This window comes from Brachybacterium sp. GPGPB12, from assembly GCF_038396325.1.
Taxonomy (GTDB): domain Bacteria; phylum Actinomycetota; class Actinomycetes; order Actinomycetales; family Dermabacteraceae; genus Brachybacterium; species Brachybacterium conglomeratum.
In genome coordinates this window covers 1132177-1155690 of record NZ_CP149573.1, presented here as the reverse complement: position 1 = coordinate 1155690, position 23514 = coordinate 1132177, and the positions used below count along the sequence as shown (strand labels likewise).

20 protein-coding genes, 3 tRNA genes and 6 pseudogenes are annotated in these 23514 nt (G+C 72.0%); 23 read left to right on the top strand and 6 right to left on the bottom strand.

The genetic code is table 11. The features are described from left to right. The first annotated feature begins 210 nt into the window (after window positions 1-210). The 4 genes from WKH84_RS06540 (at window position 211) to WKH84_RS06525 (ending at window position 1855) form a co-directional block, all read left to right on the top strand. Window positions 211-543, top strand: a complete 333-nt coding sequence (locus tag WKH84_RS06540; protein ID WP_341856053.1) for a hypothetical protein — start codon at window positions 211-213, stop codon at window positions 541-543. Between the two features lie 80 nt (window positions 544-623). Next, on the top strand, window positions 624-893 hold the full coding sequence (locus WKH84_RS06535) for a hypothetical protein (RefSeq protein WP_126988287.1): 270 nt from the start codon (window positions 624-626) through the stop codon (window positions 891-893). Between the two features lie 279 nt (window positions 894-1172). Then, on the top strand, window positions 1173-1505 hold the full coding sequence (locus tag WKH84_RS06530) for a hypothetical protein (protein ID WP_341856052.1): 333 nt from the start codon (window positions 1173-1175) through the stop codon (window positions 1503-1505). 80 nt (window positions 1506-1585) lie between these two features. Further along, complete coding sequence (locus WKH84_RS06525) at window positions 1586-1855, top strand: hypothetical protein (RefSeq protein WP_126988287.1); 270 nt, start codon at window positions 1586-1588, stop codon at window positions 1853-1855. A 61-nt stretch (window positions 1856-1916) separates the two neighbouring features. On the opposite strand, the gene WKH84_RS06520 is transcribed toward WKH84_RS06525, so the two are convergent. Together WKH84_RS06520 and WKH84_RS06515 are read right to left on the bottom strand one after the other, a co-directional pair. Next, window positions 1917-2285: an NAD(P)H-binding protein gene (locus WKH84_RS06520; protein ID WP_341856051.1), complete on the bottom strand. Its 369-nt coding sequence runs from the start codon at window positions 2283-2285 to the stop codon at window positions 1917-1919. 181 nt (window positions 2286-2466) lie between these two features. Further along, the gene (locus WKH84_RS06515; RefSeq protein WP_341856050.1) at window positions 2467-2955 is read right to left on the bottom strand and encodes a YajQ family cyclic di-GMP-binding protein; all 489 of its coding nucleotides are present in this window, start codon (window positions 2953-2955) and stop codon (window positions 2467-2469) included. Window positions 2956-3228: 273 nt separating this feature from the next. Between WKH84_RS06515 and WKH84_RS06510 the strand changes: the two genes are divergently transcribed. From WKH84_RS06510 to WKH84_RS06460, 11 genes and pseudogenes are all read left to right on the top strand, one after another. After that, window positions 3229-3310, top strand: a tRNA-Tyr gene (locus tag WKH84_RS06510). Window positions 3311-3394: 84 nt separating this feature from the next. Beyond that, window positions 3395-3467, top strand: a tRNA-Thr gene (locus WKH84_RS06505). A gap of 54 nt (window positions 3468-3521) precedes the next feature. Continuing rightward, window positions 3522-3598, top strand: a tRNA-Met gene (locus tag WKH84_RS06500). A 97-nt stretch (window positions 3599-3695) separates the two neighbouring features. Then, window positions 3696-3866, top strand: coding sequence for a 50S ribosomal protein L33 (gene rpmG / locus WKH84_RS06495; RefSeq protein WP_308738694.1), 171 nt, complete (start codon window positions 3696-3698; stop codon window positions 3864-3866). 167 nt (window positions 3867-4033) lie between these two features. Continuing rightward, a complete protein-coding gene (locus WKH84_RS06490; RefSeq protein WP_341856049.1) occupies window positions 4034-4483 on the top strand; it encodes a MaoC family dehydratase N-terminal domain-containing protein in 450 nt (149 codons plus the stop codon). 77 nt (window positions 4484-4560) lie between these two features. Then, complete coding sequence (locus WKH84_RS06485; protein ID WP_341856048.1) at window positions 4561-5052, top strand: MaoC/PaaZ C-terminal domain-containing protein; 492 nt, start codon at window positions 4561-4563, stop codon at window positions 5050-5052. Continuing rightward, window positions 5049-6174: pseudogene (locus WKH84_RS06480) on the top strand (UDP-N-acetylmuramate dehydrogenase). The gene WKH84_RS06485 and the pseudogene WKH84_RS06480 overlap by 4 nt, the downstream one beginning before the upstream one ends. Before the next feature lie 139 nt (window positions 6175-6313). Next, window positions 6314-7582 carry a serine hydroxymethyltransferase gene (gene glyA, locus WKH84_RS06475; protein WP_341856047.1) on the top strand — a complete coding sequence of 423 codons (1269 nt, stop codon included), beginning with the start codon at window positions 6314-6316 and terminating at the stop codon, window positions 7580-7582. A 172-nt stretch (window positions 7583-7754) separates the two neighbouring features. Then, window positions 7755-8648 carry a bifunctional methylenetetrahydrofolate dehydrogenase/methenyltetrahydrofolate cyclohydrolase gene (locus WKH84_RS06470; RefSeq protein WP_341856046.1) on the top strand — a complete coding sequence of 298 codons (894 nt, stop codon included), beginning with the start codon at window positions 7755-7757 and terminating at the stop codon, window positions 8646-8648. 81 nt (window positions 8649-8729) lie between these two features. After that, a complete protein-coding gene (locus WKH84_RS06465) occupies window positions 8730-9551 on the top strand; it encodes an exodeoxyribonuclease III (protein ID WP_341856045.1) in 822 nt (273 codons plus the stop codon). 442 nt (window positions 9552-9993) lie between these two features. Then, the gene (locus WKH84_RS06460) at window positions 9994-10485 is read left to right on the top strand and encodes a hypothetical protein (protein WP_341856044.1); all 492 of its coding nucleotides are present in this window, start codon (window positions 9994-9996) and stop codon (window positions 10483-10485) included. A 163-nt stretch (window positions 10486-10648) separates the two neighbouring features. On the opposite strand, the pseudogene WKH84_RS06455 reads toward WKH84_RS06460, so the two are convergent. The 4 genes and pseudogenes from WKH84_RS06455 to sdhC form a co-directional block, all read right to left on the bottom strand. Then, a pseudogene (locus WKH84_RS06455) lies at window positions 10649-11410 on the bottom strand (succinate dehydrogenase iron-sulfur subunit). Further along, a pseudogene (sdhA, locus tag WKH84_RS06450) lies at window positions 11410-13185 on the bottom strand (succinate dehydrogenase flavoprotein subunit). Before sdhA ends, WKH84_RS06455 begins: the two co-directional pseudogenes overlap by 1 nt. An 83-nt stretch (window positions 13186-13268) precedes the next feature. After that, window positions 13269-13723, bottom strand: a pseudogene (locus WKH84_RS06445) (succinate dehydrogenase hydrophobic membrane anchor subunit). Window positions 13724-13728: 5 nt separating this feature from the next. Next, entirely contained in the window at window positions 13729-14106 is a 378-nt protein-coding gene (sdhC, locus tag WKH84_RS06440) for a succinate dehydrogenase, cytochrome b556 subunit (RefSeq protein ID WP_010549860.1), read from the bottom strand. Window positions 14107-14370: 264 nt separating this feature from the next. On the opposite strand from sdhC, the pseudogene WKH84_RS06435 reads away from it, so the two are divergent. From WKH84_RS06435 to WKH84_RS06400, 8 genes and pseudogenes are all read left to right on the top strand, one after another. Next, window positions 14371-14793 (top strand): annotated as a pseudogene (locus WKH84_RS06435) (sugar phosphate nucleotidyltransferase); the annotation flags it as partial. A 116-nt stretch (window positions 14794-14909) separates the two neighbouring features. Continuing rightward, window positions 14910-15512 carry a sugar phosphate nucleotidyltransferase gene (locus WKH84_RS06430; RefSeq protein WP_341856043.1) on the top strand — a complete coding sequence of 201 codons (603 nt, stop codon included), beginning with the start codon at window positions 14910-14912 and terminating at the stop codon, window positions 15510-15512. Window positions 15513-15879: 367 nt separating this feature from the next. Next, a complete protein-coding gene (locus tag WKH84_RS06425) occupies window positions 15880-16950 on the top strand; it encodes an amidohydrolase (protein WP_341856042.1) in 1071 nt (356 codons plus the stop codon). A 136-nt stretch (window positions 16951-17086) separates the two neighbouring features. After that, complete coding sequence (locus tag WKH84_RS06420; protein WP_341856041.1) at window positions 17087-18202, top strand: BMP family ABC transporter substrate-binding protein; 1116 nt, start codon at window positions 17087-17089, stop codon at window positions 18200-18202. A gap of 103 nt (window positions 18203-18305) precedes the next feature. Further along, window positions 18306-19877, top strand: a complete 1572-nt coding sequence (locus WKH84_RS06415; RefSeq protein ID WP_341856040.1) for an ABC transporter ATP-binding protein — start codon at window positions 18306-18308, stop codon at window positions 19875-19877. Next, window positions 19877-21502 (top strand): ABC transporter permease, encoded by a 1626-nt coding sequence (locus tag WKH84_RS06410; protein ID WP_341856039.1) that lies wholly within the window; start codon window positions 19877-19879, stop codon window positions 21500-21502. Before WKH84_RS06415 ends, WKH84_RS06410 begins: the two co-directional genes overlap by 1 nt. Further along, a complete protein-coding gene (locus tag WKH84_RS06405) occupies window positions 21499-22998 on the top strand; it encodes an ABC transporter permease (protein WP_341856038.1) in 1500 nt (499 codons plus the stop codon). Before WKH84_RS06410 ends, WKH84_RS06405 begins: the two co-directional genes overlap by 4 nt. A 13-nt stretch (window positions 22999-23011) precedes the next feature. Beyond that, window positions 23012-23459: pseudogene (locus tag WKH84_RS06400) on the top strand (cytidine deaminase). Window positions 23460-23514: the final 55 nt, after the last annotated feature.

Sequence of the window (23514 nt, the reverse complement as noted above, 5' to 3'; positions counted from 1 at the left end):
GCCCTCCGGCCGTGCCGGGGCGAGGTCGTCCGGCCGACCCTGTCGAGGTCCTCGCGAGGCGACGGCGAGGCGACGGTCCGGCGAGGTGCCACGAGGCGTCGCGTGGGGAGCGGTGCACGGGGACCTCTGCCTGGGGAGTTGTCCCCATCGCCAAGGTGTGGTGGGTGGTTCTAGGGTGGTGGCATCACCTGGGGGACAGGGATCGAGGACGTGGCCTTGGGGGTCGCGGAGGTCCGGTTCGGTGGGTGGGGATCTGATTCTTTCGACGATGTGGAGGACACCATGAAGAAGGGTATGAACCCTGAGGCTGTGGAGCAGATGGGCACCACGGCGGAGACGTCCGGCGAGGATGTCAACACCATCTACACGACGGTGCAGGGTCGTGTGACGGATTTCGACTGGACCGGTGAGGACCGTGACAAGTACGTGTCGGAGTTCGAGGGGACTCTGGGTGGTCTGGTCCAGGATGTCGTGACGCGACTGGGCGAGTTCGCTGAGCGTGCGAAGAAGAACGCTCAGCAGCGGCGTGAGGCTTCTTCCTGATCTGCTGGGTTCTCTCGGCTTCTAGGTTTTTCTTTCTTCAGCAGTGATCTGCTCCGGGATCGGGGCGAAAGGGGTTTGTGATGGCTTTCAAGGGTATGAATCCGGAGGAGGGGCGCGAGGTCGCTCAGGAGGTCCTCAAGGCGGGCGAGCAGGTCGTCGAGAAGGTCGACGAGGTGACGCGCCTGGTGACGTCGGTGGAGTGGGTCGGTCCGGACTACGACGCGTATGTCGAGGCGTGGAACTCGTTCGTGAACGGTCCGGTGAACAGCCTGGTCGAGGCGTTCACGGCCAAGGGCGATGAGCTGACGAACCACGCCGAGGAGCAGGACACCACCTCGAACCAGCAGTGAGCTGACCGGTTCTTCGTCGCGCAGGCCCCGTCCCCCCGTCGTGGTGGGGGCGGGGCCTTCGTCATGCCCGGGCACGCGACAGCCGCGCCCGGGCTCCCTGCGCCACGCAAGGGGAGCCGCCGGCGCTGTCCACAGTACGATGCGACCGTTGTTCGTCGCTGACCTGCGAGGACGGGCTGCCGGGCGGATGGGGAGGGGGATGGGGAGTTGTCCCCATCGCCAGGGTGTGGTGGGTGGTTCTAGGGTGGTGGCATCACCTGGGGGACAGGGATCGAGGACGTGGCCTTGGGGGTCGCGGAGGTCCGGTTCGGTGGGTGGGGATCTGATTCTTTCGACGATGTGGAGGACACCATGAAGAAGGGTATGAACCCTGAGGCTGTGGAGCAGATGGGCACCACGGCGGAGACGTCCGGCGAGGATGTCAACACCATCTACACGACGGTGCAGGGTCGTGTGACGGATTTCGACTGGACCGGTGAGGACCGTGACAAGTACGTGTCGGAGTTCGAGGGGACTCTGGGTGGTCTGGTCCAGGATGTCGTGACGCGCCTGGGCGAGTTCGCTGAGCGTGCGAAGAAGAACGCTCAGCGGCGGCGTGAGGCTTCTTCCTGATCTGCTGGGTTCTCTCGGCTTCTAGGTTTTTCTTTCTTCAGCAGTGATCTGCTCCGGGATCGGGGCGAAAGGGGTTTGTGATGGCTTTCAAGGGTATGAATCCGGAGGAGGGGCGCGAGGTCGCTCAGGAGGTCCTCAAGGCGGGCGAGCAGGTCGTCGAGAAGGTCGACGAGGTGACGCGCCTGGTGACGTCGGTGGAGTGGGTCGGTCCGGACTACGACGCGTATGTCGAGGCGTGGAACTCGTTCGTGAACGGTCCGGTGAACAGCCTGGTCGAGGCGTTCACGGCCAAGGGCGATGAGCTGACGAACCACGCCGAGGAGCAGGACACCACCTCGAACCAGCAGTGAGCTGACCGGTTCTTCGTCGCGCAGGCCCCGTCCCCCCGTCGTGGTGGGGGCGGGGCCTTCGTCATGCCCGGGGTCCAGCGCCGCTCCGGGCCCTGCTCCTCGGTCCCACCCGCACCGGGTGCCCGGAGGCGAGGAGGCACTCGACGAGCACGCGGACGATCCCGTGGTCCACGGCCTCCGCCTCGCCCGGCGCGCCGTGCGAGCCGAGGCCGAGGATCACTCCGTCCACTCCCTCGAGGGCGCGCGCCATGTCCACGGGCATCCTCGCCTCGCCGGCGACGAGCTCCGTCTCCGCGGGGAGCGACCGGGCGGCCCGCTCCGTCTTGCGCACGAGGGTCCGCGGGTGCAGTCCTGCCTCGACCGCGCACCTCACCACGTGGCGGCCGACCCCTGCGGTCGCCCCGATCACCAGGATCGTGCCGCTGGTCATCGCTCCCTTCCCTCGACGGATCCGCGCCGCGCGAGATCCGCGCGCGGAGATCCGAATATCTCCAGCGCGGCGCGGGTGAGGGAGGAACCGCCAGTGCCTGGACGCGCGGCACCCCCGTCCCGGCGGTGCGGGAGCGGGGGTGCGACGAGGCGGGGCTCAGCGACGGCTGGGCGCCCGGAGGTCAGCGGTAGTTGATGAACTGCGGCGCGACCTCGAGGTCCTTGCCCTTGAGCAGGGTGATGACGGACTGGAGGTCGTCACGGCTCTTGGAGGAGACGCGCGACTCGTCGCCCTGGATCTGTGCCTTGACGCCCTTTGGGCCCTCGTCCCGGATGATCTTGGCGATCTTCTTCGCGTCCTCGGTGGAGATGCCCTCCTTGAGTGAGGCCGCCAGGCGCACCTCCTTGCCGGACTGCTTGGGCTCGCCCACGTCGAGCGCCTTGAGCGAGATGCCGCGGCGGATCAGCTTGGACTGCGGCACGTCCAGCACCGCGAGCACGCGCTCCTCGGCGTTGGCGGTCATCACGATCTCGTCGCCGCCGAGGGTGATCGAGGCGCCGGTGTTCCGGAAGTCGTAGCGCTGGCCGACCTCCTTCACGGCCTGGTTCACGGCGTTGTCGACCTCCTGGCGGTCGAGCTTGCTGACGATGTCGAACGATGAATCGGCCATCGGGTCCTCCTCCGGGCGGCCCGCGCGGGCCGCCACCACGTCGAACGGGCGGGTCTGTCCAGTGATCGTCCCATGCCGGGTCCGGGAGTGCTTGCCGGTCTCCGAGGGACCGCCGCAGAGGGGCTGCGACCAGCGGCAGGACCGCTGTGACGCCTCTCATGCTCCGAGGACCCCTTCTGGGTTCGCGCCGCGGCCGGGACCCCGCTATGCTGTTCCGAGTCCGCTTCCGGCGGCCGCAGGACGAGAGTCCGGCGGGTGGCGGGAGAGGGTTGCGGCAGATTACCCGAGCGGCCAAAGGGAGCTGACTGTAAATCAGCTGGCATTGCCTACGGGGGTTCGAATCCCTCATCTGCCACGCGGAGGATCCCTGTGATCCGAAGCACGGGGGCCGCCCCTCGAATTGCCTACGGGCAACGAGGCGGGTAAGGTTCACCGGGTTGCCCTGATAGCTCAGTCGGCAGAGCGTCTCCATGGTAAGGAGAAGGTCAAGGGTTCGATTCCCTTTCAGGGCTCTGATGGATGCGGCGGCCCGGTCTCATTCGAGATCGGGCCGTTTCATCGGTCACGCCGGGGTAGCTCAGACGGTTAGAGCGCACGACTCATAATCGTGAGGTCGCGGGTTCGATCCCCGCCCTCGGTACCACACCGGTCCCCACCGGAGTGCAGATTCCACATCCCCCGAGCACGGGGACCCACGAGGCGCACCGCCGGGTGCGTCACCCGGACGAAAGAGGCGAACCGTGGCGAGCAAGAGCTCTGACGTGCGTCCCAAGATCACCATGGCGTGTGTCGAATGCAAGGCGCGCAACTACATCACCAAGAAGAACCGTCGCAACACCCCGGATCGACTGGAGCTCTCGAAGTTCTGCCCGACCTGCGGCAAGCAGACGGCGCACCGCGAGACCCGCTGAGCGGTCCCGCCGCGGCATCCACGAAGGCCACCCGGCGCGCCGGGTGGCCTTCGTCATGTCCGGCCCCCGTGCCTCGCGCGGGCCGGACCGCAGGGGAGCGGGGGCGGTGAGATGATCGGGGAGACCGCATCCGTCGGCCCCGCGCCGACCCGACCTCGGGAGACACAGTGACCACCAGCCCCGATCCTGCCTTCGCCGGCCGCACCTACCCGGCGGGCCCCGTGCACACCGTCTCGGCCGCGAAGATCGTCGAGTTCGCCCGCGCCACCGGCGCCCCCTCGCCAGCGCACACCGATCCCGAGGCCGCCCGCGCCGCCGGGCACGCCGACGTCGTGGCGCCGCCCACGTTCCTCGTCTCCCTCGCCCAGGCCACCGAGGCGCAGTACGTCGAGGACCCCGCCGCCGGCATCGACTTCTCCCGCGTGGTCCACGGCGAGGAGTCCTTCACCCTGCACCGTCCCGTCGTCGCCGGCGACCGCCTCGTGCCGACCCTCACCGTCGAGTCGGTCCGCGCCGCCGGAGGGCACGCCATGGTCACCACCTGTGTCGACCTCGCCGACGAGGACGGCGCCGAGGTCGCCGCCGTGCGCGGCATGCTCGTCGTGCGCGGGGACTGAGCTCGCCGCCTCCCCCGCGGCGCCCCGACGCCCTCGCCCCTCGCGGCCCTGCCGCAGACGCCACACCAGGAGCACCGATGACCACCAGCCCCACCCCCGACGCCCGCCCGCTCGACCTCGCCGCGCTGTCCGTCGGCGACGAGCTCTCCCGCACCGCCCACACGCTCGACCGCGACGCGCTGGTCCGCTACGCCGGTGCCTCCGGCGACTTCAACCCGATCCACTACAACGACGTCGTCGCCGAGCAGGCCGGGTCGCCCGGCGTCATCGCCCACGGCATGCTCACCATGGGCACGGCCATCACCGGCCTGCTCGAGGCCGTCGGCGACCCGACCCTGATCACCGCCTACTCCACCCGATTCACCGGCATGGTGCCCGTGCCCGCCACCGGCGAGGTGGCGCTCGAAGTCGTCGCGACCGTCGGCGCGATCGACGAGTCCGCGGGCACCGCTCGCGTCGACCTCGCCGCCGTCGTCGACGGGGAGAAGGTGCTGGGGCGCGCCCGCGCGACCCTCGCGCCGCCGCGCCGCACGCAGGACGTCGAGGCCGACGCGGCAGGAGCGGCATGAGGCTCGCCGACCTGACCACCCTCCGCATCGGTGGGGAGATCCGGAACCTCGTCGAGGCCCGCACCGCCGACGAGGTGATCGCCGCGGTCTCCGCCGCGGACGAGGCGGGGAGCCGCTGCTCGTCCTCGGCGGCGGCTCGAACCTCGTCGCCTCCGACGAGCCCTTCGAGGGCACCGTGGTGCTGCTGCGCGACCCCGAGGACCCGCCGCTGCTGGATGCGACCTGCGAGGTCGGCGCTTCCGGCGAGCCCGACGGCATCCCCGTGGACCCGGCCGAGCTCACCCCGCTGGACCCCACCTGCGGAGGGGCGATCGCCGAGTACTTCGCGGGCGTGAACTGGGACCGGGCCGTGCGCTATGCGATCGCCCGCGAGATGGTCGGCATCGAGGCGCTCTCCGGCATCCCCGGCACCGTCGGCGCGACTCCGATCCAGAACGTCGGCGCCTACGGCCAGGAGGTCGCCTCGACGATCTCCCGCGTGCGCACCTGGGACCGCGAGAAGGGGGCCGTGCGCACCTTCTTCGCCGCCGACTGCGGCTTCGCCTATCGCGACAGCGTCTTCAAGCGCACCCGGTACAGCGGACCCGTCCCGTCGGCGACCGGCCGCTACGTGGTGCTCTCGGTGACCTTCCAGCACACGCTCGGCTCCCTCTCCGCCCCGATCCGCTACGCGCGCTCGCCGCGGAGCTCGGCGTCGAGGTGGGGGACCGGGTGCCGATGAGCCGGGTGCGCGAGGCGGTCTTGCGCGTGCGCGGCGGCAAGGGCATGGTCCTGGACGCCGCCGATCACGACACCTGGAGCGCCGGCTCCTTCTTCACCAACCCGATCCTCTCCGCGGAGGACGCCGCGGCCCTGCCCGAGCAGGCGCCGCGCTACGACGCGGGCGAGGGCAGGGTGAAGACCAGCGCCGCCTGGCTCATCAGCCACTCCGGGATCGAGCGCGGCCATGCGGTGGGGGAGCGGGCCTCGGTCTCCACCAAGCACTCCCTCGCGCTGACCAACCGCGGCGGCGCCTCCAGCGAGGACCTCGTCGCCCTCGCCCACGACGTCCAGCAGCGGGTCGAGGAGCGCTACGGGATCCGTCTGGAGCCGGAACCTGTGCGCCTCGGCCTGGACCTCTGAGCGGGGAGGAGACCGCTCGGCGTCCGTTCCGCACGGGACGGGCGCCGATCCCTGGATGGAGGCGGCCCCGCCGCGGCTCCCGGCCTAGGATGGAAGCGACGGTCGCTCGCCGCCCCCTCAGACCCCCACAGGAGGCCACGTGAACGTCCTCGACAAGTCTGTCGCCGACATCGATCCCGAGATCGCCCAGGTGCTCGACCGCGAGCTGGCCCGACAGCAGGGCACGCTCGAGATGATCGCGTCGGAGAACTTCGTCCCCCGCTCGGTCCTGCAGGTGCAGGGCTCGGTCCTGACCAACAAGTACGCCGAGGGCTACCCCGGCAAGCGCTACTACGGAGGCTGCGAGGAGGTCGACGTCGCGGAGCAGATCGCGATCGACCGCGCGAAGGCCCTGTTCGGTGCCGAGCACGCGAACGTCCAGCCGCACTCGGGCGCGACCGCGAACGCCGCGGTGATGCACGCCCTCGCCCGCCCGGGCGACAAGCTCATGGGCCTCTCGCTCGCCCACGGCGGCCACCTCACCCACGGCATGAAGATCAACTTCTCCGGCCGTCTCTACGACATCGTCGCGTACGAGACCGAGCCGGGCACGGGCCTGATCGACATGGACAAGGTGCGCGAGCTCGCGATCGCCGAGCGGCCCAAGGTCATCGTCGCAGGCTGGTCCGCCTACACGCGCCAGCTCGACTTCCCCCGCTTCCGCGAGATCGCCGACGAGGTCGGGGCCGCGCTGTGGGTCGACATGGCGCACTTCGCGGGCCTCGTCGCGGCGGGCCTGCACCCCAGCCCCGTGCCCTACGCGGATGTCGTCTCCACCACCATCCACAAGACCATCGGCGGCCCTCGCTCCGGCATGATCCTGTGCAAGGAGAAGTGGGCGAAGAAGATCGACTCGGCAGTGTTCCCCGGCCAGCAGGGCGGCCCGCTCATGCACGTCGTCGCCGCGAAGGCCGTGGCACTGAAGATCGCCGCCTCGGAGGACTTCAAGGACCGCCAGGCCCGCACCCTCGAGGGTGCGCAGATCCTCGCCGACCGCCTCCAGCAGGAGGACACCAAGGCGGCAGGCGTCAAGGTCATCTCCGGCGGCACCGACGTGCACCTGGTGCTCGTGGACCTCGTCGACTCCGAGCTGGACGGCCAGCAGGCGGAGGACCGCCTGCACGAGGCCGGCATCACCGTGAACCGCAACGCGGTCCCCAACGACCCGCGCCCGCCGCGGGTCACCTCGGGCCTGCGCATCGGCACCCCGGCGCTCGCCACCCGCGGCTTCGGCGCGGCGGAGTTCACCGAGGTCGCCGACGTGATCGCGCTGGCGCTGACCGGCGGGGCCGACGTCGAGTCGCTCAGGGCCCGCACCGCGAAGCTCGCCGAGTCCAAGCCGCTCTACCCCGAGCCGCAGCAGTACTGATCCCCGCGGGCGGGGTCCGGAGGCCGCGGTGCCCGCACCCCGCCCGTCCCGCATCAGCCCGCCGGTGCCCGGGGCGGGACCGCCCCGACCGGGGCACCGGTTCCCTCGGGCGGGCCTCCCGGGCCCACCCCACCGACCACCTCACCGAGACCCCTCATCGAAGGAGAGCGCCATGACCGCCCAGATCCTCGACGGCAAGGCCACCGCGAAGGCGATCAAGCAGGAGCTCGCCGAGCGCGTGACCCGTCTGGTCGATGCCGGTCACCCGCGTCCCGGGCTCGCGACCGTGCTGGTCGGCGATGATCCGGGCGGCGCGGCCTATGTGCGCGGCAAGCACCGCGACAGCGAGCAGATCGGCCTGAACTCGATCCAGAAGCACCTCCCGGCCGACGCCACCCAGGAGGAGGTCGAGGCGGTCGTCGACGAGCTCAACGCCGACCCCGCCTGCACCGGCTACATCGTCCAGCCGCCGGCGCCGAAGCACATCGACACCGACGCGATCCTCGAGCGGATCGAGCCCGCCAAGGACGCCGACGGCCTCCACCCCACGAACCTCGGACGCCTGGTCCTCAACGCCTACTCGCCCATCCGCACCCCGCTGCCCTGCACGCCCCGGGCCGTGATCGAGCTGCTCATGCGGCACGACCTCGACCTCAAGGGCAAGGACGTGGTCGTGATCGGCCGCGGCGTCACCGTCGGCCGCTCGATCGGCGCGCTGATGACCCGCCGCGCCATCAATGCGACCGTCACCCTCACCCACACCGGCACGACGGACCTCCCCGCGCACCTGCGCCGCGCCGACGTGATCGTCGCCGCCGCGGGCGTCGCCCACCTGGTCCGGCCCGAGGACGTCAAGCCCGGCGCGATCGTGCTCGACGTCGGCGTCTCCCGCCAGGAGGACCCCGAGGGCGGGAAGGCGAAGCTCGTGGGCGACGTGGACCCGGCCGTCGCCGAGGTCGCCTCGTGGATCAGCCCCAACCCCGGCGGTGTCGGCCCCATGACCCGCGCGCTGCTGGTCAACAACGTCGTCGAGGCGGCCGAGCACGCCGCCGGCATCGAGGCCTGAGACCCCGGCGAGGCGGGCAGAGCCGCCCGCCCAGTCGTCCCCGCGTCGCGGCCGTCCGGCCCCGCTGACATACTGGTCGGCATGACTTTCACCCTCGCCACCGTCAACGTCAACGGCCTGCGGGCCGCGGCCCGCAAGGGGATGGCCGACTGGCTCGCGACCACCGCGGCCGACGTCATCACCCTGCAGGAGGTGCGGGCGCCGGAGGAGCCGCTCGCCGATCTGGTGGGGGAGGACTGGACCATCGTCGGCGAGGCCTCCGAGCTCAAGGGCCGCAACGGCGTCGCGATCGCCGCCCGCACCTCGCTGGCGAGCATCGACCTCGAGGGCGTCCGCCGCGGCCTGCCGGGCCTGACCGAGCCCACCCACACCGGCCGCTGGCTCGAGGCCGACCTCGAGGACCCGCTCGGCGACGGCACCGGCCTCACCGTCATCTCCTGCTACATGCACTCCGGCAACACCGAGAAGCCGCAGACCATGACCGACAAGTACGCCTTCCTCGACGTGGCGATGGAGCGCCTGGACGCGCCGCGCGCCGACGGCCGTCACGTGGTCCTCACCGGAGACCTCAACATCGCCCATGCCAACAACGACATCAAGAACTGGAAGGGCAACCTGAAGTCCGCCGGCTTCCTGCCCGAGGAGCGCGCCTATCTCGACCGCCTGCTGGTCGAGGGCGACTGGGTGGACGTCCAGCGCCGCCTCGCCGGCGACGTGCCCGGCCCCTACACCTGGTGGTCCCAGCGCGGCAAGGCCTTCGACAACGACTCCGGCTGGCGCATCGACTACCAGCTGACCACCCCGGCGCTCGGCGAGAAGGCGACCGCCGCGCAGGTGGATCGCGCCCCCAGCTACGACACCCGCTGGTCCGACCACGCACCGCTGGTGGTCACCTACTCCTGAGCCCGCACCGGGCGCCGTCGGCGCGGCCTCCCTCTCCCGGCCGACGGCACCCGGGCCGCCCCGCGCTCGAGACCGCGCGCAGGCGCGGACGGCACCGCGGGCCGCGGGCCGAACCTGTCGCCGATCGCCCTTCTGCTCGTCCGGGCACGGTCCTACGCTGTGCCCATGGACACCCGCACCCTGTCCCTGCCCGACGCCGAGATCGTCCACGACGTGCACGGCCCGCGCCCCCGGCCGACGGCGGCGAGGTGTCGCTGGTCATCGGCCAGCCCATGACCGCCGACGGCTTCGCCGACCTGATCGCCGAGCTCCCGGACCGCACCGTCGTCGCCTACGACCCGCGCGGACTCGGCCGGAGCACCCGCAGCGACGGCGCGCCCTGAACGACCCGTCCCTGCAGGCGGAGGACCTCCACGCCCTGATCACGGATCTCGGCGCACCGGTGCAGATGTTCGCCAGCGGCGGCGGCGCCGTCGCCGCGCTCGCCCTGCTCGCGGCGCATCCCGAGGACGTCAGCCAGGTCGTCGCCCACGAGCCGCCCATCATGGGCGTCCTGCCCGATGCGGAGCTCGCCGAGCGCGCGAACGATGCCGTCGGCCGTGCCTATCAGGAGCGCGGCTGGGGCGCGGGGCTCGCCGCCTTCCTCGCCATGAGCATGTGGCAGGGCGAGTTCACCGAGGAGTTCTTCGCCCAGCCCCTGCCCAATCCCGCCCGGTTCGGCCTGCCCGTCCAGGACGACGGCACACGGGAGGACCCGCTGCTGTCCGGGACGAGCGCGCCCGTGACCTCCTACCAGCCCGATCTCGAGGCGCGCACTCCGCGGGGGACCGTCTGGTCCTCGCCACGGGGGAGCAGACGGGGAGGCGATCACCGCCCGCACCACGCGCGCCCTCGCCGAGGCGCTCGGCACCGAGCCGCTCGTCTTCCCAGGTGACCACGGCGGCTTCGCCGTCGGCGACCCGTCCCATCCGGGCGACCCCGCCGCCTTCGCCGCCAGGTCGCGCGAGGTGCTCGCCGCCCGCGGCTGACCGCCCCGATGACGACAGGGGCTCCTCCGCCGCGGCGGAGGAGCCCCTGTCGTCATGCTGAGCGCGGGATCAGACGCGGCCGCGGATCACGGCCTGCTTCACCTCGGCGATCGCCTTGGTCACCTGGATGCCGCGCGGGCACGCCTCGGTGCAGTTGAAGGTGGTGCGGCGGCCGCCACACGCCCTCCTTGGAGTTCAGGATCTCCAGGCGCTGCTCGCCCGCGTCGTCGCGCGAGTCGAAGATGAAGCGGTGGGCGTTCACGATCGCGGCCGGGCCGAAGTACTGCCCGTCGGTCCAGAACACGGGGCAGGACGAGGTGCACGCGGCGCAGAGGATGCACTTGGTGGTGTCGTCGAAGCGCTCGCGGCGCTCCGCGGACTGCGACCGCTCGCGGCTGGGCTCCTGACCGCCCGCGACCAGGAACGGCATGACCTCCTTGTAGGAGTCGAAGAACGGCTCCATGTCCACGATGAGGTCCTTCTCCACCGGCAGGCCCTTGATCGGCTCGACCGTGATCGGCTTCGAGATGTCGAGGTCCTTCAGGAGCGTCTTGCAGGCCAGACGGTTGCGGCCGTTGATCCGCATCGCGTCCGAGCCGCAGACGCCGTGGGCGCACGAGCGGCGGAAGGTCAGCGAGCCGTCCACGTGCCACTTGATCTCGTGCAGGGCGTCGAGCACACGGTCGGTGCCGTGCATCGTGACGGTGAAGTCCTCCCAGTGGACGCCCTTGTCGTCCTCGGGGGTGAAGCGTGCGATGCGCGCGTCACCTCGAACGAGGGGACCGCACCGGCATCGGGCTCGGCCTGGGGCTTCTCGGCGACGGCAGTCATCAGAACGTGCGCTCCTTCGGCTCGTAGCGGGTGATCACGACGGGCTTGGTGCCCAGACGGATCGGGGTGCCCTCGACGCCCTCCTCACCCGGCAGGGTGCGGTAGGCCATGGTGTGCTCGAGGTAGTTGACGTCGTCGCGCTTCTCGAAGTCCTCGCGGAAGTGGCCGCCGCGGGACTCCTTGCGGTTGAGCGCGCCGAGCGCCACGATCTCGGCCAGGTCGAGCAGGAAGCCGAGCTCCACCGCCTCCATCAGGTCCAGGTTGTAGCGGCGGCCCTTGTCCTGGATCGCGACCGTCTCGTAGCGCTTCTTGAGGTCCTTGATGCCGGCCAGCGCCGTGCGGCAGGTCTCCTCGGTGCGGAACACCTGGACGTTGGCGTCCATCAGCTCCTGCAGATCGGTGCGGATGTTCGCGATGCGGTCCTCGGTCGCGGGCCGGTCGCGCAGGCGCTCGAGCGGCTCGACGGTCGGGGTCTCCACGCCCTCGGGCGACTCGGGCAGGTCGACCTCCGCGGCGTGCTCCGCGGCGGCGATGCCGGCGCGGCGCCCGAAGACGTTGATGTCCAGCAGCGAGTTGGTGCCCAGGCGGTTGCCGCCGTGCACGGACACGCACGCGGTCTCGCCGGCGGCGTACAGGCCGGGGATCACGTCGGTCGCGTTGGCGAGGACCTCGCCGCGGATGTTCGTGGGGATGCCGCCCATGCCGTAGTGCGCGGTCGGGAAGACCGGCACCGGCTCGGTGTACGGCTCCACGCCCAGGTAGGTGCGCGCGAACTCGGTGATGTCCGGGAGCTTCGCGTCGATGTGCGCGGGCTCGAGGTGGGTGAGGTCGAGGTAGACGTAGTCCTTGTTCGGGCCGGCGCCGCGGCCCTCGCGCACCTCGTTCGCCATCGCGCGGGCGACCACGTCACGGGGGCGAGGTCCTTCAGCGTCGGGGCGTAGCGCTCCATGAAGCGCTCCATATCGCTGTTGCGCAGGATGCCGCCCTCGCCGCGCGCCGCCTCCGACAGCAGGATGCCGAGGCCCGCCAGGCCCGTCGGGTGGAACTGGAAGAACTCCATGTCCTCCAGCGGGATGCCGCGGCGGAACGCCATCGCGGGGCCGTCACCGGTGAGGGTGTGGGCGTTCGAGGTGGTCTTGAAGATCTTGCCGAAGCCGCCGGAGGCGAACACGACCGACTTCGCGCGGAAGACGTGGATCTCGCCGGTGGCGAGCTCGTAGGTGACCACGCCGGAGGCGCGCACCCCCTCGTCAGAGCGGGGATCGCCGGTCATCAGCACATCGAGCACGTAGTACTCGTTGAAGAACTCCACCTCTTTGCTTCACGCAGTTCTGGTAGAGGGTCTGGAGGATCATGTGGCCGGTGCGGTCCGCGGCGTAGCAGGCGCGGCGCACGGGCGCCTCGCCGTGCTCACGGGTGTGCCCGCCGAAGCGGCGCTGGTCGATGCGCCCCTCCGGGGTGCGGTTGAAGGGCAGGCCCATCTTCTCCAGGTCGAGCACCGCGTCGATGGCCTCCTTGGCCATGACCTCGGCGGCGTCCTGGTCCACCAGGTAGTCGCCGCCCTTGACGGTGTCGTAGGTGTGCCACTCCCAGTTGTCCTCCTCGACGTTGGCGAGAGCCGCGCACATGCCGCCCTGCGCCGCGCCGGTGTGGGAGCGCGTGGGATAGAGCTTGGTGACGACCGCGGTGCGGGCGCGCTTGGAGGACTCCAGCGCCGCGCGCATCCCGGCGCCGCCGGCGCCGACGATCACCACATCGTAGTTATGGGTCTGCATGTCGGGTGACAGCTCCGTTCCGGGAAGACCGTGAAGTGCGTGAGGAGGGAGGGGCGGCCGGGGGTCCGGCCGCCCCGGGGGCGTCAGCCCTCGCAGAAGGAGGGCAGCAGGCTCGGCTCGGCGCCGACGGGGCAGGGATCGAAGGTGAAGATCACCAGCGTGCCCAGCACGATCGTGACGACGACCGCGAAGTACAGCAGGGCCTTGAGGACCATGCGGGTGCGGTCGCCGCGGGCGTAGTCGTTGATGATCGTGCGCACGCCGTTGCCGCCGTGGATGAGGCCCAGCCACAGCATCAGCAGGTCCCAGACCTGCCAGAAGGGGAGGACCACTTGCCGCCGACGAAGGCGAAGTCGATGCCCTTGACGCCGTCGCCGAGCCACAGGTTCACGAAGAGGTGGCCGAAGACGAGGATGACCAGCGGCGCGCCGGAGCCGCGCATGAACATCCACGAGAGCATCTCGGCGTTCAGGCCGCGCCGCCCGGTGCGGCGGTAGCGGGTGGAGGGATCCGGGATCGAGGTGGTGGAGGTCGACATGGGGATCACGCTCCGAACATGTGCATGAGGTGGCGGGGGAGGAAGCCGGCCATCAGGACGGCCCACACGATCACGACGCCCCAGAAGAGCTTGCGCTGGTGCACGGTCCCCTTGGACCAGAAGTCCACGAGGATGATGCGCAGGCCGTTGAGCGCGTGGAAGAGCACGGCGCCGACCAGGCCGACCTCGCCGAGGCCGAAGACGACCGTCTTGTAGTGGCCGATGACCTCGTTGTACGCCTCGGGCGAGACGCGCACGAGCGCGGTGTCCAGGACGTGCACGAGCAGGAACAGGAAGATCGCCATTCCTGAGATGCGGTGGGCGACCCAGGACCACATGCCCTCGCGTCCGCGATAGAGCGTCCCGGATTGGGCGGAAGCCACGGAGTTCCTCCAGAAGCGTCGATATGTCGCCGGGAGCTCGACGGTGCTCCGCGGCGCGCGGCGCGGGACCTCGGGGACCGAGGTCCCCGCGGCCGTTGCAGCGCTCGGCGCCCTCGGGCGGCCGTTTCGCGACACGGCGACATCATCATCGCCCCCGACAGGGGCAGGTTCAGCGTAGCACCAGGCAGGGGGCAGGCAGGTCCGCCCCGGCCGCGTCGGCGGACGGTCCGAAGGGGCCCGTCGGAGGCTGGATACGCTGGGTTCATGCCCGAAGCACCCTTCGTTCCCGTGGTGCCCGCAGGAGGCTCCGGCACCAGACTGTGGCCGCTCTCACGCCGCGCCCGCCCGAAGTTCCTGCTGGACCTCACCGGGCAGGGCCGCTCCCTGCTCCAGCTCACCGTCGACCGCCTCGCGCCCCTAGCGGACCGGCCCCCGATCGTCGTCACCGGCCGCGCCCACGCCGCAGCGGTGCGCGAGCGGCTCGACGGGGACGTGCATGTCCTCGCAGAGCCCTCGGCCCGCAACTCCATGCCTGCGATCGCGCTCGCGGCCGCGCACGTGGAGCGCGAGTCGCCGGACGCCGTGATCGGCTCCTTCGCCGCCGACCACCTCATCGAGGACGGGGCCGCCTTCGCCCGCGCCGTCACCGCCGCGCGGGACGCCGCCGAGCTCGGCCTCCTCGTCACCCTCGGCATCGCCCCCACCTCGCCGTCGACCGGCTTCGGCTACATCGAGTCCGCGGGCGACGGGGAGCGGACCCCGCGCTCTCCGCGCGCCTGCGCGCCGTCGGCGCGGAGCCCGTCGTGCGCTTCGTCGAGAAGCCCGACCGCGAGCGGGCCGAGGCCTTCGTCGCCGCGGGACTGCGCTGGAACGCCGGCATGTTCGTGGTGCGCGCCTCGGTGCCGCTCGACGAGCTCGCCGTCCAGATCCCCGCCCTCGCCGCCGGCGCACGCGAGATCGCGGCCGCGCACGGCGGCGCCGAGGAGGAGGCGGTGCTCGAGCGCGTCTGGCCCACGATGATCGCGATCGCGATCGACCACGCCCTCGCCGAGCCGCTCGCCGCGCAGGGGAGGGTCGCGGTGGTCCCGGCGGAGTTCGACTGGGACGACGTCGGCGACTTCGCGGCGCTCGCCCGCCAGCTCCGCGAGCGCGAGGGCGAGGTGCGCCGCGGCGAGGACGGCACCGAGGTCCATGTGGTGGGAAGCGCGAGCGTCGATGCGCTCTCCTCCCGCGCCACGGTGTACGGTTCCACGGATCGCCACATCGCCCTGGTCGGGCTCGAGGGCGTCAGCATCGTCGACACCGAGGATGCGCCGCTGGTGCTCGCCGACGAGAAGGCGCAGGCCCTCCAGCGGCTCGTCGGCCGGCTCGACGAGCAGGGGCGGGGCCGGCGCGTTGACCCGTGACGCCGGACGCGCATCGCCGTGGGAGGCGCACGGCCGACAGGGCGGTCGATGACAGGACAGGACAGGAGCGAACGCGTGGAGCAGTCGCAGCAGACGCTGGTCGGGACCTCGCAGCGGCGTGCGATGCTCGGACCGGAGGGGCTGATCGCCCGCACCGTCGCCGAGCGCGGCGACGCCCTGCGCGAGGTGCGCCGCCACCTCCACCGCCACCCCGAGCTCTCCCACCAGGAGCACGCCACCACCGACTTCATCGCCGAGCGACTCACCGCGCTCGGGCTCGCGCCGAAACGCATGGCCGCCACCGGTCTGATCTGCGACATCCCCGGCGCGGACCCGTCTCTGGAGCTGATGGGGTCGCGGGGCGGACATGGACGCGCTCGGGATCCCCGAGCTCAGCACCGTCCCCTACCGCTCCGTCGTCGAGGGCGTCTCCCACGCCTGCGGCCACGACGTGCACATGAGCGCCGTGCTCGGCGCGGCGACCGCGCTGGTGCGGGTGGCCGAGGAGGGCGCGGCGCGCCGCGGCGTGCGCCTGGTGTTCCAGCCCGCCGAGGAGATGCACCCCTGCGGCGCGCTCGAGCTGATCGGGCAGGACGTCCTGGACGGCGTCGACTCGATCCTCGCCCTGCACTGCGACCCCGGCGTCGACGTCGGCCACGTGGGCCTGAAGTCCGGCCCGATCACCTCCGCCACCGATCCGGTGCGGATCCAGGTGCGCGGCGCGGGCGGCCACACCTCCCGCCCCCATCTCACCCAGGACCTCGTCTACGCGCTCGGCTCGATCGCGACGCAGTCGCCGGCCGCGCTCACGCGGCGCATGGACCCGCGCTCCGGCGTGAACCTCACCTGGGGCTCGATCCACGCCGGCTCCGCCTTCAATGCGATCCCCAGCGCCGGCACGCTCGAGGGCACCCTGCGCCGCCTGGACCACGAGGCCTGGGACCGGGCCGAGGAGCCGCTCGAGGAGGTCCTGGCCGATCTCGTGCGCCCCTGGGGCGTCGAGGCGCGCGTCTCCCACGACCGCGGGGTGCCGCCGGTCTCCAACAGCCCCGCGAGCGTCGAGGTGCTCGCCGCCGCGGTGCGCGGGGTGCTCGGCCGGGAGAACCTCGACCCCACCGCCCAGTCCCTCGGCGGCGAGGACTTCGCCTGGTACCTCGAGAAGGTGCCCGGGGCGCTCGCCCGCCTCGGCACCCGCACCCCCGGCGGGCGCACCTACGACCTCCACATGGGCGACCTCATGATCGACGAGCGCGCGATCGGGATCGGGGCGAGCGTGCTCGCCGCCGCCTGCGTGCGCGCGGGACCTGCAGGCCGTCTGATCCCGTCGGCCGGCAGGGCCGCTCCGAGCCCGTCGGACGGGCCGCCTGCCGGGCGACGGCGCCCCGCCCGCCTCCGCGTGGACGTTCACCCGCGCGACACCTCCGCGTCGATTTCATAACGGTTCGCGCGCGGAGGCTCACGTCGTGCTCACGATGCGTGCGGCGGGGCTATCGTCCAATCGCACTGCGACAGCGACGTCGCCCGGACCCTCGGGGCGCTCCCGGCCCCTCGCACTCCCACCGGAGGAACCATCCATGAAGAGCATCACGCGTGCCCTCGCCCTCGCCGGCGCCGGGGCTCTCACCCTCGCCGCCTGCGGCGGCGCCCCGGAGGAGACGGCCGGTGGCGGCGACTCCTCCGGCGGCGGCGCCGCGAGCGACTACAAGGCCTGCATGGTCTCCGACGCGGGCGGCTGGGACGACAAGTCCTTCAACGAGTCCAGCTACAACGGCCTGCTCAATGCCGAGAAGGACCTCGGCATCCAGAAGCAGACCGCCGAGTCGACCACCGTCTCGGACTTCGAGCCCAACATCAACAACATGGTCACCGAGGGCTGCGACCTGATCATCACGGTCGGCTTCCTGCTCGCCCCCGCGACCGGCAAGGCCGCTCAGGCCAACCCCGACACGGACTTCGCGATCGTCGACTCGACCGCGCAGGACGCCGACGGGAACCCGATCGAGCTCGAGAACGTCAAGCCCCTCGAGTTCGACACCGCCCAGGCCGCCTTCCTCGCCGGCTACCTCGCCGCGGGCACGACCGAGACCGGCAAGGTCGCCACCTACGGCGGGGTCAACATCCCCACCGTGACCATCTTCATGGACGGCTTCGTGGACGGCGTCGCCCACTACAACGAGACCCACGGCACCGAGGTCGAGGCCCTCGGCTGGAACAAGGAGAGCCAGGAGGGCTCCTTCACGGGCGACTTCGAGGACCAGACCAAGGGCAAGGCCGTCTCCGACGAGTTCTACAGCGCGGGCGCCGACATCGTCATGCCGGTCGCCGGCCCCGTGGGCGCCGGTACCCTCGCCGCCGCGAAGGAGGGCGAGGACCGCAAGGTGATCTGGGTCGACGCCGACGGCTACGAGACCAACTCCGCCGACCCCGAGGCGCAGGCCACGATCCTCACCTCCGTCATGAAGGAGATGACCACCGGCGTCGAGGACGTGATCGGCGGCGCCGCGGAGGGCGAGTACGACGCGACCCCGTACGTCGGCACCCTCGAGAACGGCGGCGTCGGGCTGGCGCCCTTCCACGACTTCGAGGACGAGGTCCCCGCCGAGCTGAGCGGCGAGATCGAGACCCTCACGCAGGAGATCATCGACGGCACGGTCGTCGTCGAGTCCGAGGCCTCGCCCGCGGGCGCCTGAGCCCCGTCATGAGCGCGGTCCCCGCCCCGAGGGCGGGGACCGCGTCCCATGTCCCACACCGCACGGCCGAGCGGCTCGGCCGGCACCGACGGAAGCGAGTGCTGTGAAGCTCGAACTGCGCGGCATCACGAAGACCTTCGGGACCTTCGTGGCCAACGACGCGATCGACCTGGTCGTCGAGCCGGGGGAGATCCACTCCCTGCTGGGGGAGAACGGCGCGGGCAAGTCCACCCTGATGAACGTGCTGTACGGGCTGTACCGCCCTGACGGCGGCCAGATCCTCCTGGACGACCGCCCCGTCAGCTTCTCCGACCCGGGCGACGCGATGGCCGCCGGCATCGGCATGGTGCACCAGCACTTCATGCTCGTGCCCGTCTTCACGGTCGCCGAGAACATGGTGCTGGGCAACGAGCCCACCCGCGGCGGCCTCCTGGACCTCGCCGCCGCCCGCAAGCTGGTGCGCGAGATCTCCGCACGCTTCGGCTTCGACCTCGACCCCGATGCGCTCGTCGAGGACCTCCCCGTCGGCGCCCAGCGGCGCGTCGAGATCATCAAGGCCCTCAGCCGTCGCGCCGAGGTGCTCGTGCTGGACGAGCCCACCGCCGTGCTCACCCCGTACGAGACCGACGAGCTGATGGCGATCATGCGCCAGGCGCGTGACGAGGGCACCTCGATCGTCTTCATCACCCACAAGCTCCGCGAGGTCAAGGCCGTCTCCGACCGGATCACCGTGATCCGCCGCGGCAAGGTGGTCGGCGAGGCCGACCCCTCGGCCGACCAGGCCGAGCTCGCCTCCCTGATGGTCGGCCGCCAGGTCTCCCTCGCCCAGGACAAGGCTCCCGCCGTCCCGGGCGAGATCGCGCTCGAGGTCGAGGACCTCCGCGTCACCGACGAGGCCGGCACCCGCACCCTCGACGGTGTCTCCTTCGAGGTGCGCCACGGGGAGGTGCTCGGCATCGCCGGGGTCCAGGGCAACGGCCAGACCGAGCTCACCGAGGCGCCGCTGGGCCTGCAGGACAGCGTCGCCGGCTCTGCTCGCCTCGAGGGGAGGCGGCTGGTGGGCCGCTCCACCAAGCAGATCCTCGACGCGGGCGTCGGCTTCGTCCCCGAGGACCGCACCCACGACGCGCTGGTCTCGGACTTCTCCGTCGCCGAGAACCTCGTGCTGGACCAGCACGACCGCGCCCCCTTCGGCACGGCGGTGTCGATGTCGCTGAAGGCCATCGCCGAGAACGCGAAGAAGCTGATCCCGGAGTTCGACATCCGCACCGGATCGGCGGCATCGGCCGCGTCCACGCTGTCCGGCGGCAATCAGCAGAAGATCGTCATGGCCCGCGCGCTGAACCGCGAACTGGCGCTCCTGATCGCCTCCCAGCCCACCCGCGGCGTGGACGTCGGCTCGATCGAGTTCCTCCACCGCCGCATCCTCGACGAGCGCGACAAGGGCACGCCCGTCGTGATCGTCTCGACCGAGCTCGACGAGGTCACCCAGCTCGCCGACCGCATCGCCGTGATGTACCGCGGCCGCATCCTCGGCATCGTCCCCGGCGACGAGGACCGCGACGTGCTCGGCCTGATGATGGCCGGCTACACCGCCGATGCCGCCCGCGAGGCCGTGGCCGCCGGCGCCCGCACCACCGACAGCCAGCTCGCCGACGAAGGAGACATCGCGTGATGAGCACCCTCTCCGAGACCGGCGCCGCCGGCTCCGCGCCCGGCGTCGGCGCGGGCGCCGCCGACGCCCCGCCGCCCGAGGAGCGCGCCGAGACGGCGCTGGCCCGCACCCTCCAGTCGATCGCGCGCAGCGACCTGCTGGTGGTCGTGATGAGCTTCGTGTTCGCCTTCCTCATCGGCTCGGTGCTGATCGTCATCGCCGACGAGGAGGTCCGCACCACCCTCGGCTACTTCTTCGCCCGCCCCTCCGACGCGCTCACCGCGATCTGGCAGTCCGTCACCCACGCCTACGGCGCGATGTTCCGCGGCGCCGTCTTCGACGGGCCGGGCTTCTCCCGCGTCGCGGAGGACGTGCGCGAGGCCGGCGGCTCCGGCACCTACGTGCTCTTCCCCGCGCTCGCCGCCGGGTCGCGCCCCCTGACCGAGACCCTCACCGTCGCGACCCCGCTGATCATCGCCGCGGCCGGCATGGCCGTCAGCTTCCGCGCGGGCCTGTTCAACATCGGCGGCACCGGCCAGCTGATCGTCGGCGCGATGGCCGCCGGCTACGTCGGCTTCGCGGTCCAGCTCCCCGTCGTCTTGCACCTGCTGGTCGCACTGCTCGCCGGCGTGCTCGCCGGCGGCGTGTGGGGCGGGATCGCCGGCTTCCTCAAGGCACGCTTCGGCGCCAACGAGGTCATCAGCACGATCATGCTGAACTGGATCGCGACCTACCTGCTGTTCTTCGCGCTGAAGACCACCGCGTTCACCGGCGCGAACCAGTCCCAGCCCACTTCCCCGTCGGTGGGGGAGAACGCGACCCTGCCGCTGCTGCTCGGCGGCGGGTTCCGTCTCCACGCCGGCCTGTTCCTCGCCGCTGGCGCCGCCGTCTTGCTGTGGTGGCTGATGAGCCGTTCCACCCTCGGCTTCCACTTCCGGGCCGTCGGCTCGAACCCGCGCGCCGCCCGCGTCGCCGGCATCTCCCCGGCCCGCACCGCCTTCCTGGTCCTCGCCGTCGCGGGCGCCCTGGTGGGCCTCGCCGGGGCCGTGCACGTGCTGGGCACCGAGCGCCGCCTCACCGAGGGCGTCGCCGGCAACATCGGCTTCGACGCGATCACGGTCGCGGCCGCTGGGCCGCTCCGGCCCCGTGGGCATCGTGCTCGCCGGCCTGCTCTTCGCGGCCCTGTCCACGGGCGGGCGCTTCATGGAGACCAACCAGGGCGTGCCGTTGGACCTCGTGCAGGTCATCCAGGTGCTCGTGGTGCTCTTCATCGCCGCGCCGCCGCTGGTGCGCACCCTGATCGGCCTGCGCCGCATCGACCACCCCGGCGCCGGGGCGCGCCGCGCCCGCCGCACCCGCGCCGTCGAGGTCCCCGCGACGGTCGGCGCCGCCGCCGGTGCCTCGACCGCCTCCGGCACCGGCGGCGCGACGGCCGACGGCCCCGCCGCGGACGGGTCCGACGAAAGCTCCTCCGGCGGCGCCCACCGCGCCGACGTGCCCGTCGACGGGGAGCGCCGCCCGGCGACGCGCCGCCGACCGGCGCCTCCGGGACCGGCACGCACGCCCGACAGGATCCGTCCGACGGGACCGCCCCCGCGCCCGAGCGCGGCGAGGACACCACCGATGCGCAGGAGGACCACCGATGAGCACCGCCCCCGTGGTCGTCGCCGACGACTCCGTCGTCGAGAAGCGCCTGGACGACTCCCGCCCCGCCGGCTGGTGGCACCTGCCCGCCACCACCACCGTGCTCGGTCTGATCGCGCTGGTGTTCTTCGGGCCGCGCGGCCTGCCCGGCGCCGAGTCGGTGTACGCGCTCGCCCGCGAGACCGACCTGAACCCCCTCGGCCTCGTCCCCGAGCGCGTCACCCTGCCCTCGCAGGGCGGGGCGATCGTCCTGTCGGTGCTCGCGCTCGCCGCGTCGGCCGGGCTCTGGGTCCTCCAGGCGCGCCAGGCCCGCCCCTCCCGCGGCGTGCGCATCGCGCTGATCGCCGTGTTCGCCGTCGCCTGGGTCCTCGCCTTCATGACCTGGGTGATCTCCCAGCGCTCCCTCGACGTGACCACGCTGCTGCAGGGCACGATCGTGCTGGCCGTGCCGCTCGCCTTCGGGGCGCTGTCCGGGGTGCTCTCCGAGCGCGCGGGCGTCATCAACATCGCGATCGAGGGACAGTCGCTGTTCGGCGCCTTCGGCGCGACGCTGGTCGGCTCCCTCACCGGGAACGTGTGGCTGGGACTGCTCGCCGCCCCGCTGGTCGCCCTGATCATGGGTGCGGCTGCTGGCGCTCTTCGCGGTCGGCTACCAGGTCCAGCAGATCATCGTCGGCGTCGTCCTGAACGTCCTCGCCATCGGCGTGACCTCGTTCTTCTTCGGCACCGTGATGCGGGACAACCCCGGGCTGTTCAACGCGCCGCCGCGCGCCTGCCCACCCTGCGGGTCCCGGTCCTGGCCGACCTCCCCGTGATCGGGAGGGTCCTGTTCGAGCAGAACATCCTCGTCTATCTCATGTGGATCATCGTCGCGGGCCTGACCGTCGCGCTCTTCCGCACCCGCTGGGGGCTGCGCGTGCGCGCCGTCGGCGAGCACCCCAAAGCCGCGGACACCGTCGGCATCGCCGTGAACCTCACCCGCTGGAAGAACGTCTTGCTCGGCGCCGCCGTGGCGGGCCTGGGCGGTGCGACCCTCACCATCGGCACCGGCGTCGCCTTCGGCGAGGAGATGAGCGCGGGCAAGGGCTACATCGCGCTGGCCGCGATGATCCTGGGCCGCTACCACCCCGTCGGCGCGCCGCTGGCGGCGCTGACCTTCGCCTTCGCGGACTCGCTCCAGCGCGCCTGGGCACCATGTCCGCCGCCGAGGGCGGGGTCTCCATCCCCGGCGACTTCCTGCTCATGCTCCCGTACGTGGTCGCGCTGTTCGCGGTCGCGGGCGTGGTGGGCAGGGTGCGGGTCCCCGCCGCGAACGGGCGACCCTACGTCAAGCAGTGAGCTCCCGCCGCCCCGCCGGGCGGCACAGCGCCGCCGCGTCCCGTCGTCTCCGGGGCGCGGCGTCCCGCATCGAGTCCCGTCGCCCCGGGGAGCGGCGCCGCATGTCGCGCTCCGCCCTCCCGGGGCGGCGCGTTCCTCCCCTCCCGAGCCCCCGCAGTGAGAGCATCGAGCACATGACCGCGAACGACCCCGCGCCCCCGGCGCCGACCGCCCCTGCCGATTTCGAGAGCCTCCTGGCCGAGGCCCGTGCGATCGCCGAGCGCGCCTTTACCCCGTACTCCCGCTTCCGGGTGGGCGCCGCCGCGCTCGCCGAGGACGGCCGCCTCGTCGCGCGGCGCAACGTGGAGAACGCCGGCTACGGCGTGACGCTGTGCGCCGAGTGCGGGCTGATCAGCGACCTCATCGCCGGCGGCGGCGGGAAGCCGCACCGCTTCGTGTGCGTCGGCGGCGACGAGTCCCTCGCCCGCGACGAGCGCGGAGTGGTCATGCCCTGCGGGCGCCGCCGCCAGCTTGCTGTCCGAGCACGCCGGCGCCGACCTCGTGATCCTCACCCCCGAGGGGCCGCGCACGATGGCCGAGGTCTCGCCGCAGGCCTTCGGCCCCTCCGACCTCGCCCGCTGACATCGCCCTCTGACTCCGGCCGCGCCGATCCCGGCCGCTCGCCCCGCTCGCTGAT

Bases quoted from the DNA above. Each gene is read 5' to 3' on its own strand.
- WKH84_RS06525 (WP_126988287.1), top strand. From the start codon at position 1,586: ATGGCTTTCAAGGGTATGAATCCGGAGGAGGGGCGCGAGGTCGCTCAG.
- WKH84_RS06425 (WP_341856042.1), top strand. From the start codon at position 15,880: ATGGACGCGCTCGGGATCCCCGAGCTCAGCACCGTCCCCTACCGCTCC.
- WKH84_RS06515 (WP_341856050.1), bottom strand. From the start codon at position 2,955: ATGGCCGATTCATCGTTCGACATCGTCAGCAAGCTCGACCGCCAGGAG.
- WKH84_RS06465 (WP_341856045.1), top strand. From the start codon at position 8,730: ATGACTTTCACCCTCGCCACCGTCAACGTCAACGGCCTGCGGGCCGCG.
- WKH84_RS06420 (WP_341856041.1), top strand. From the start codon at position 17,087: ATGAAGAGCATCACGCGTGCCCTCGCCCTCGCCGGCGCCGGGGCTCTC.
- WKH84_RS06405 (WP_341856038.1), top strand. From the start codon at position 21,499: ATGAGCACCGCCCCCGTGGTCGTCGCCGACGACTCCGTCGTCGAGAAG.
- WKH84_RS06485 (WP_341856048.1), top strand. From the start codon at position 4,561: ATGACCACCAGCCCCACCCCCGACGCCCGCCCGCTCGACCTCGCCGCG.
- WKH84_RS06470 (WP_341856046.1), top strand. From the start codon at position 7,755: ATGACCGCCCAGATCCTCGACGGCAAGGCCACCGCGAAGGCGATCAAG.
- WKH84_RS06535 (WP_126988287.1), top strand. From the start codon at position 624: ATGGCTTTCAAGGGTATGAATCCGGAGGAGGGGCGCGAGGTCGCTCAG.
- WKH84_RS06520 (WP_341856051.1), bottom strand. From the start codon at position 2,285: ATGACCAGCGGCACGATCCTGGTGATCGGGGCGACCGCAGGGGTCGGC.
- WKH84_RS06410 (WP_341856039.1), top strand. From the start codon at position 19,877: ATGAGCACCCTCTCCGAGACCGGCGCCGCCGGCTCCGCGCCCGGCGTC.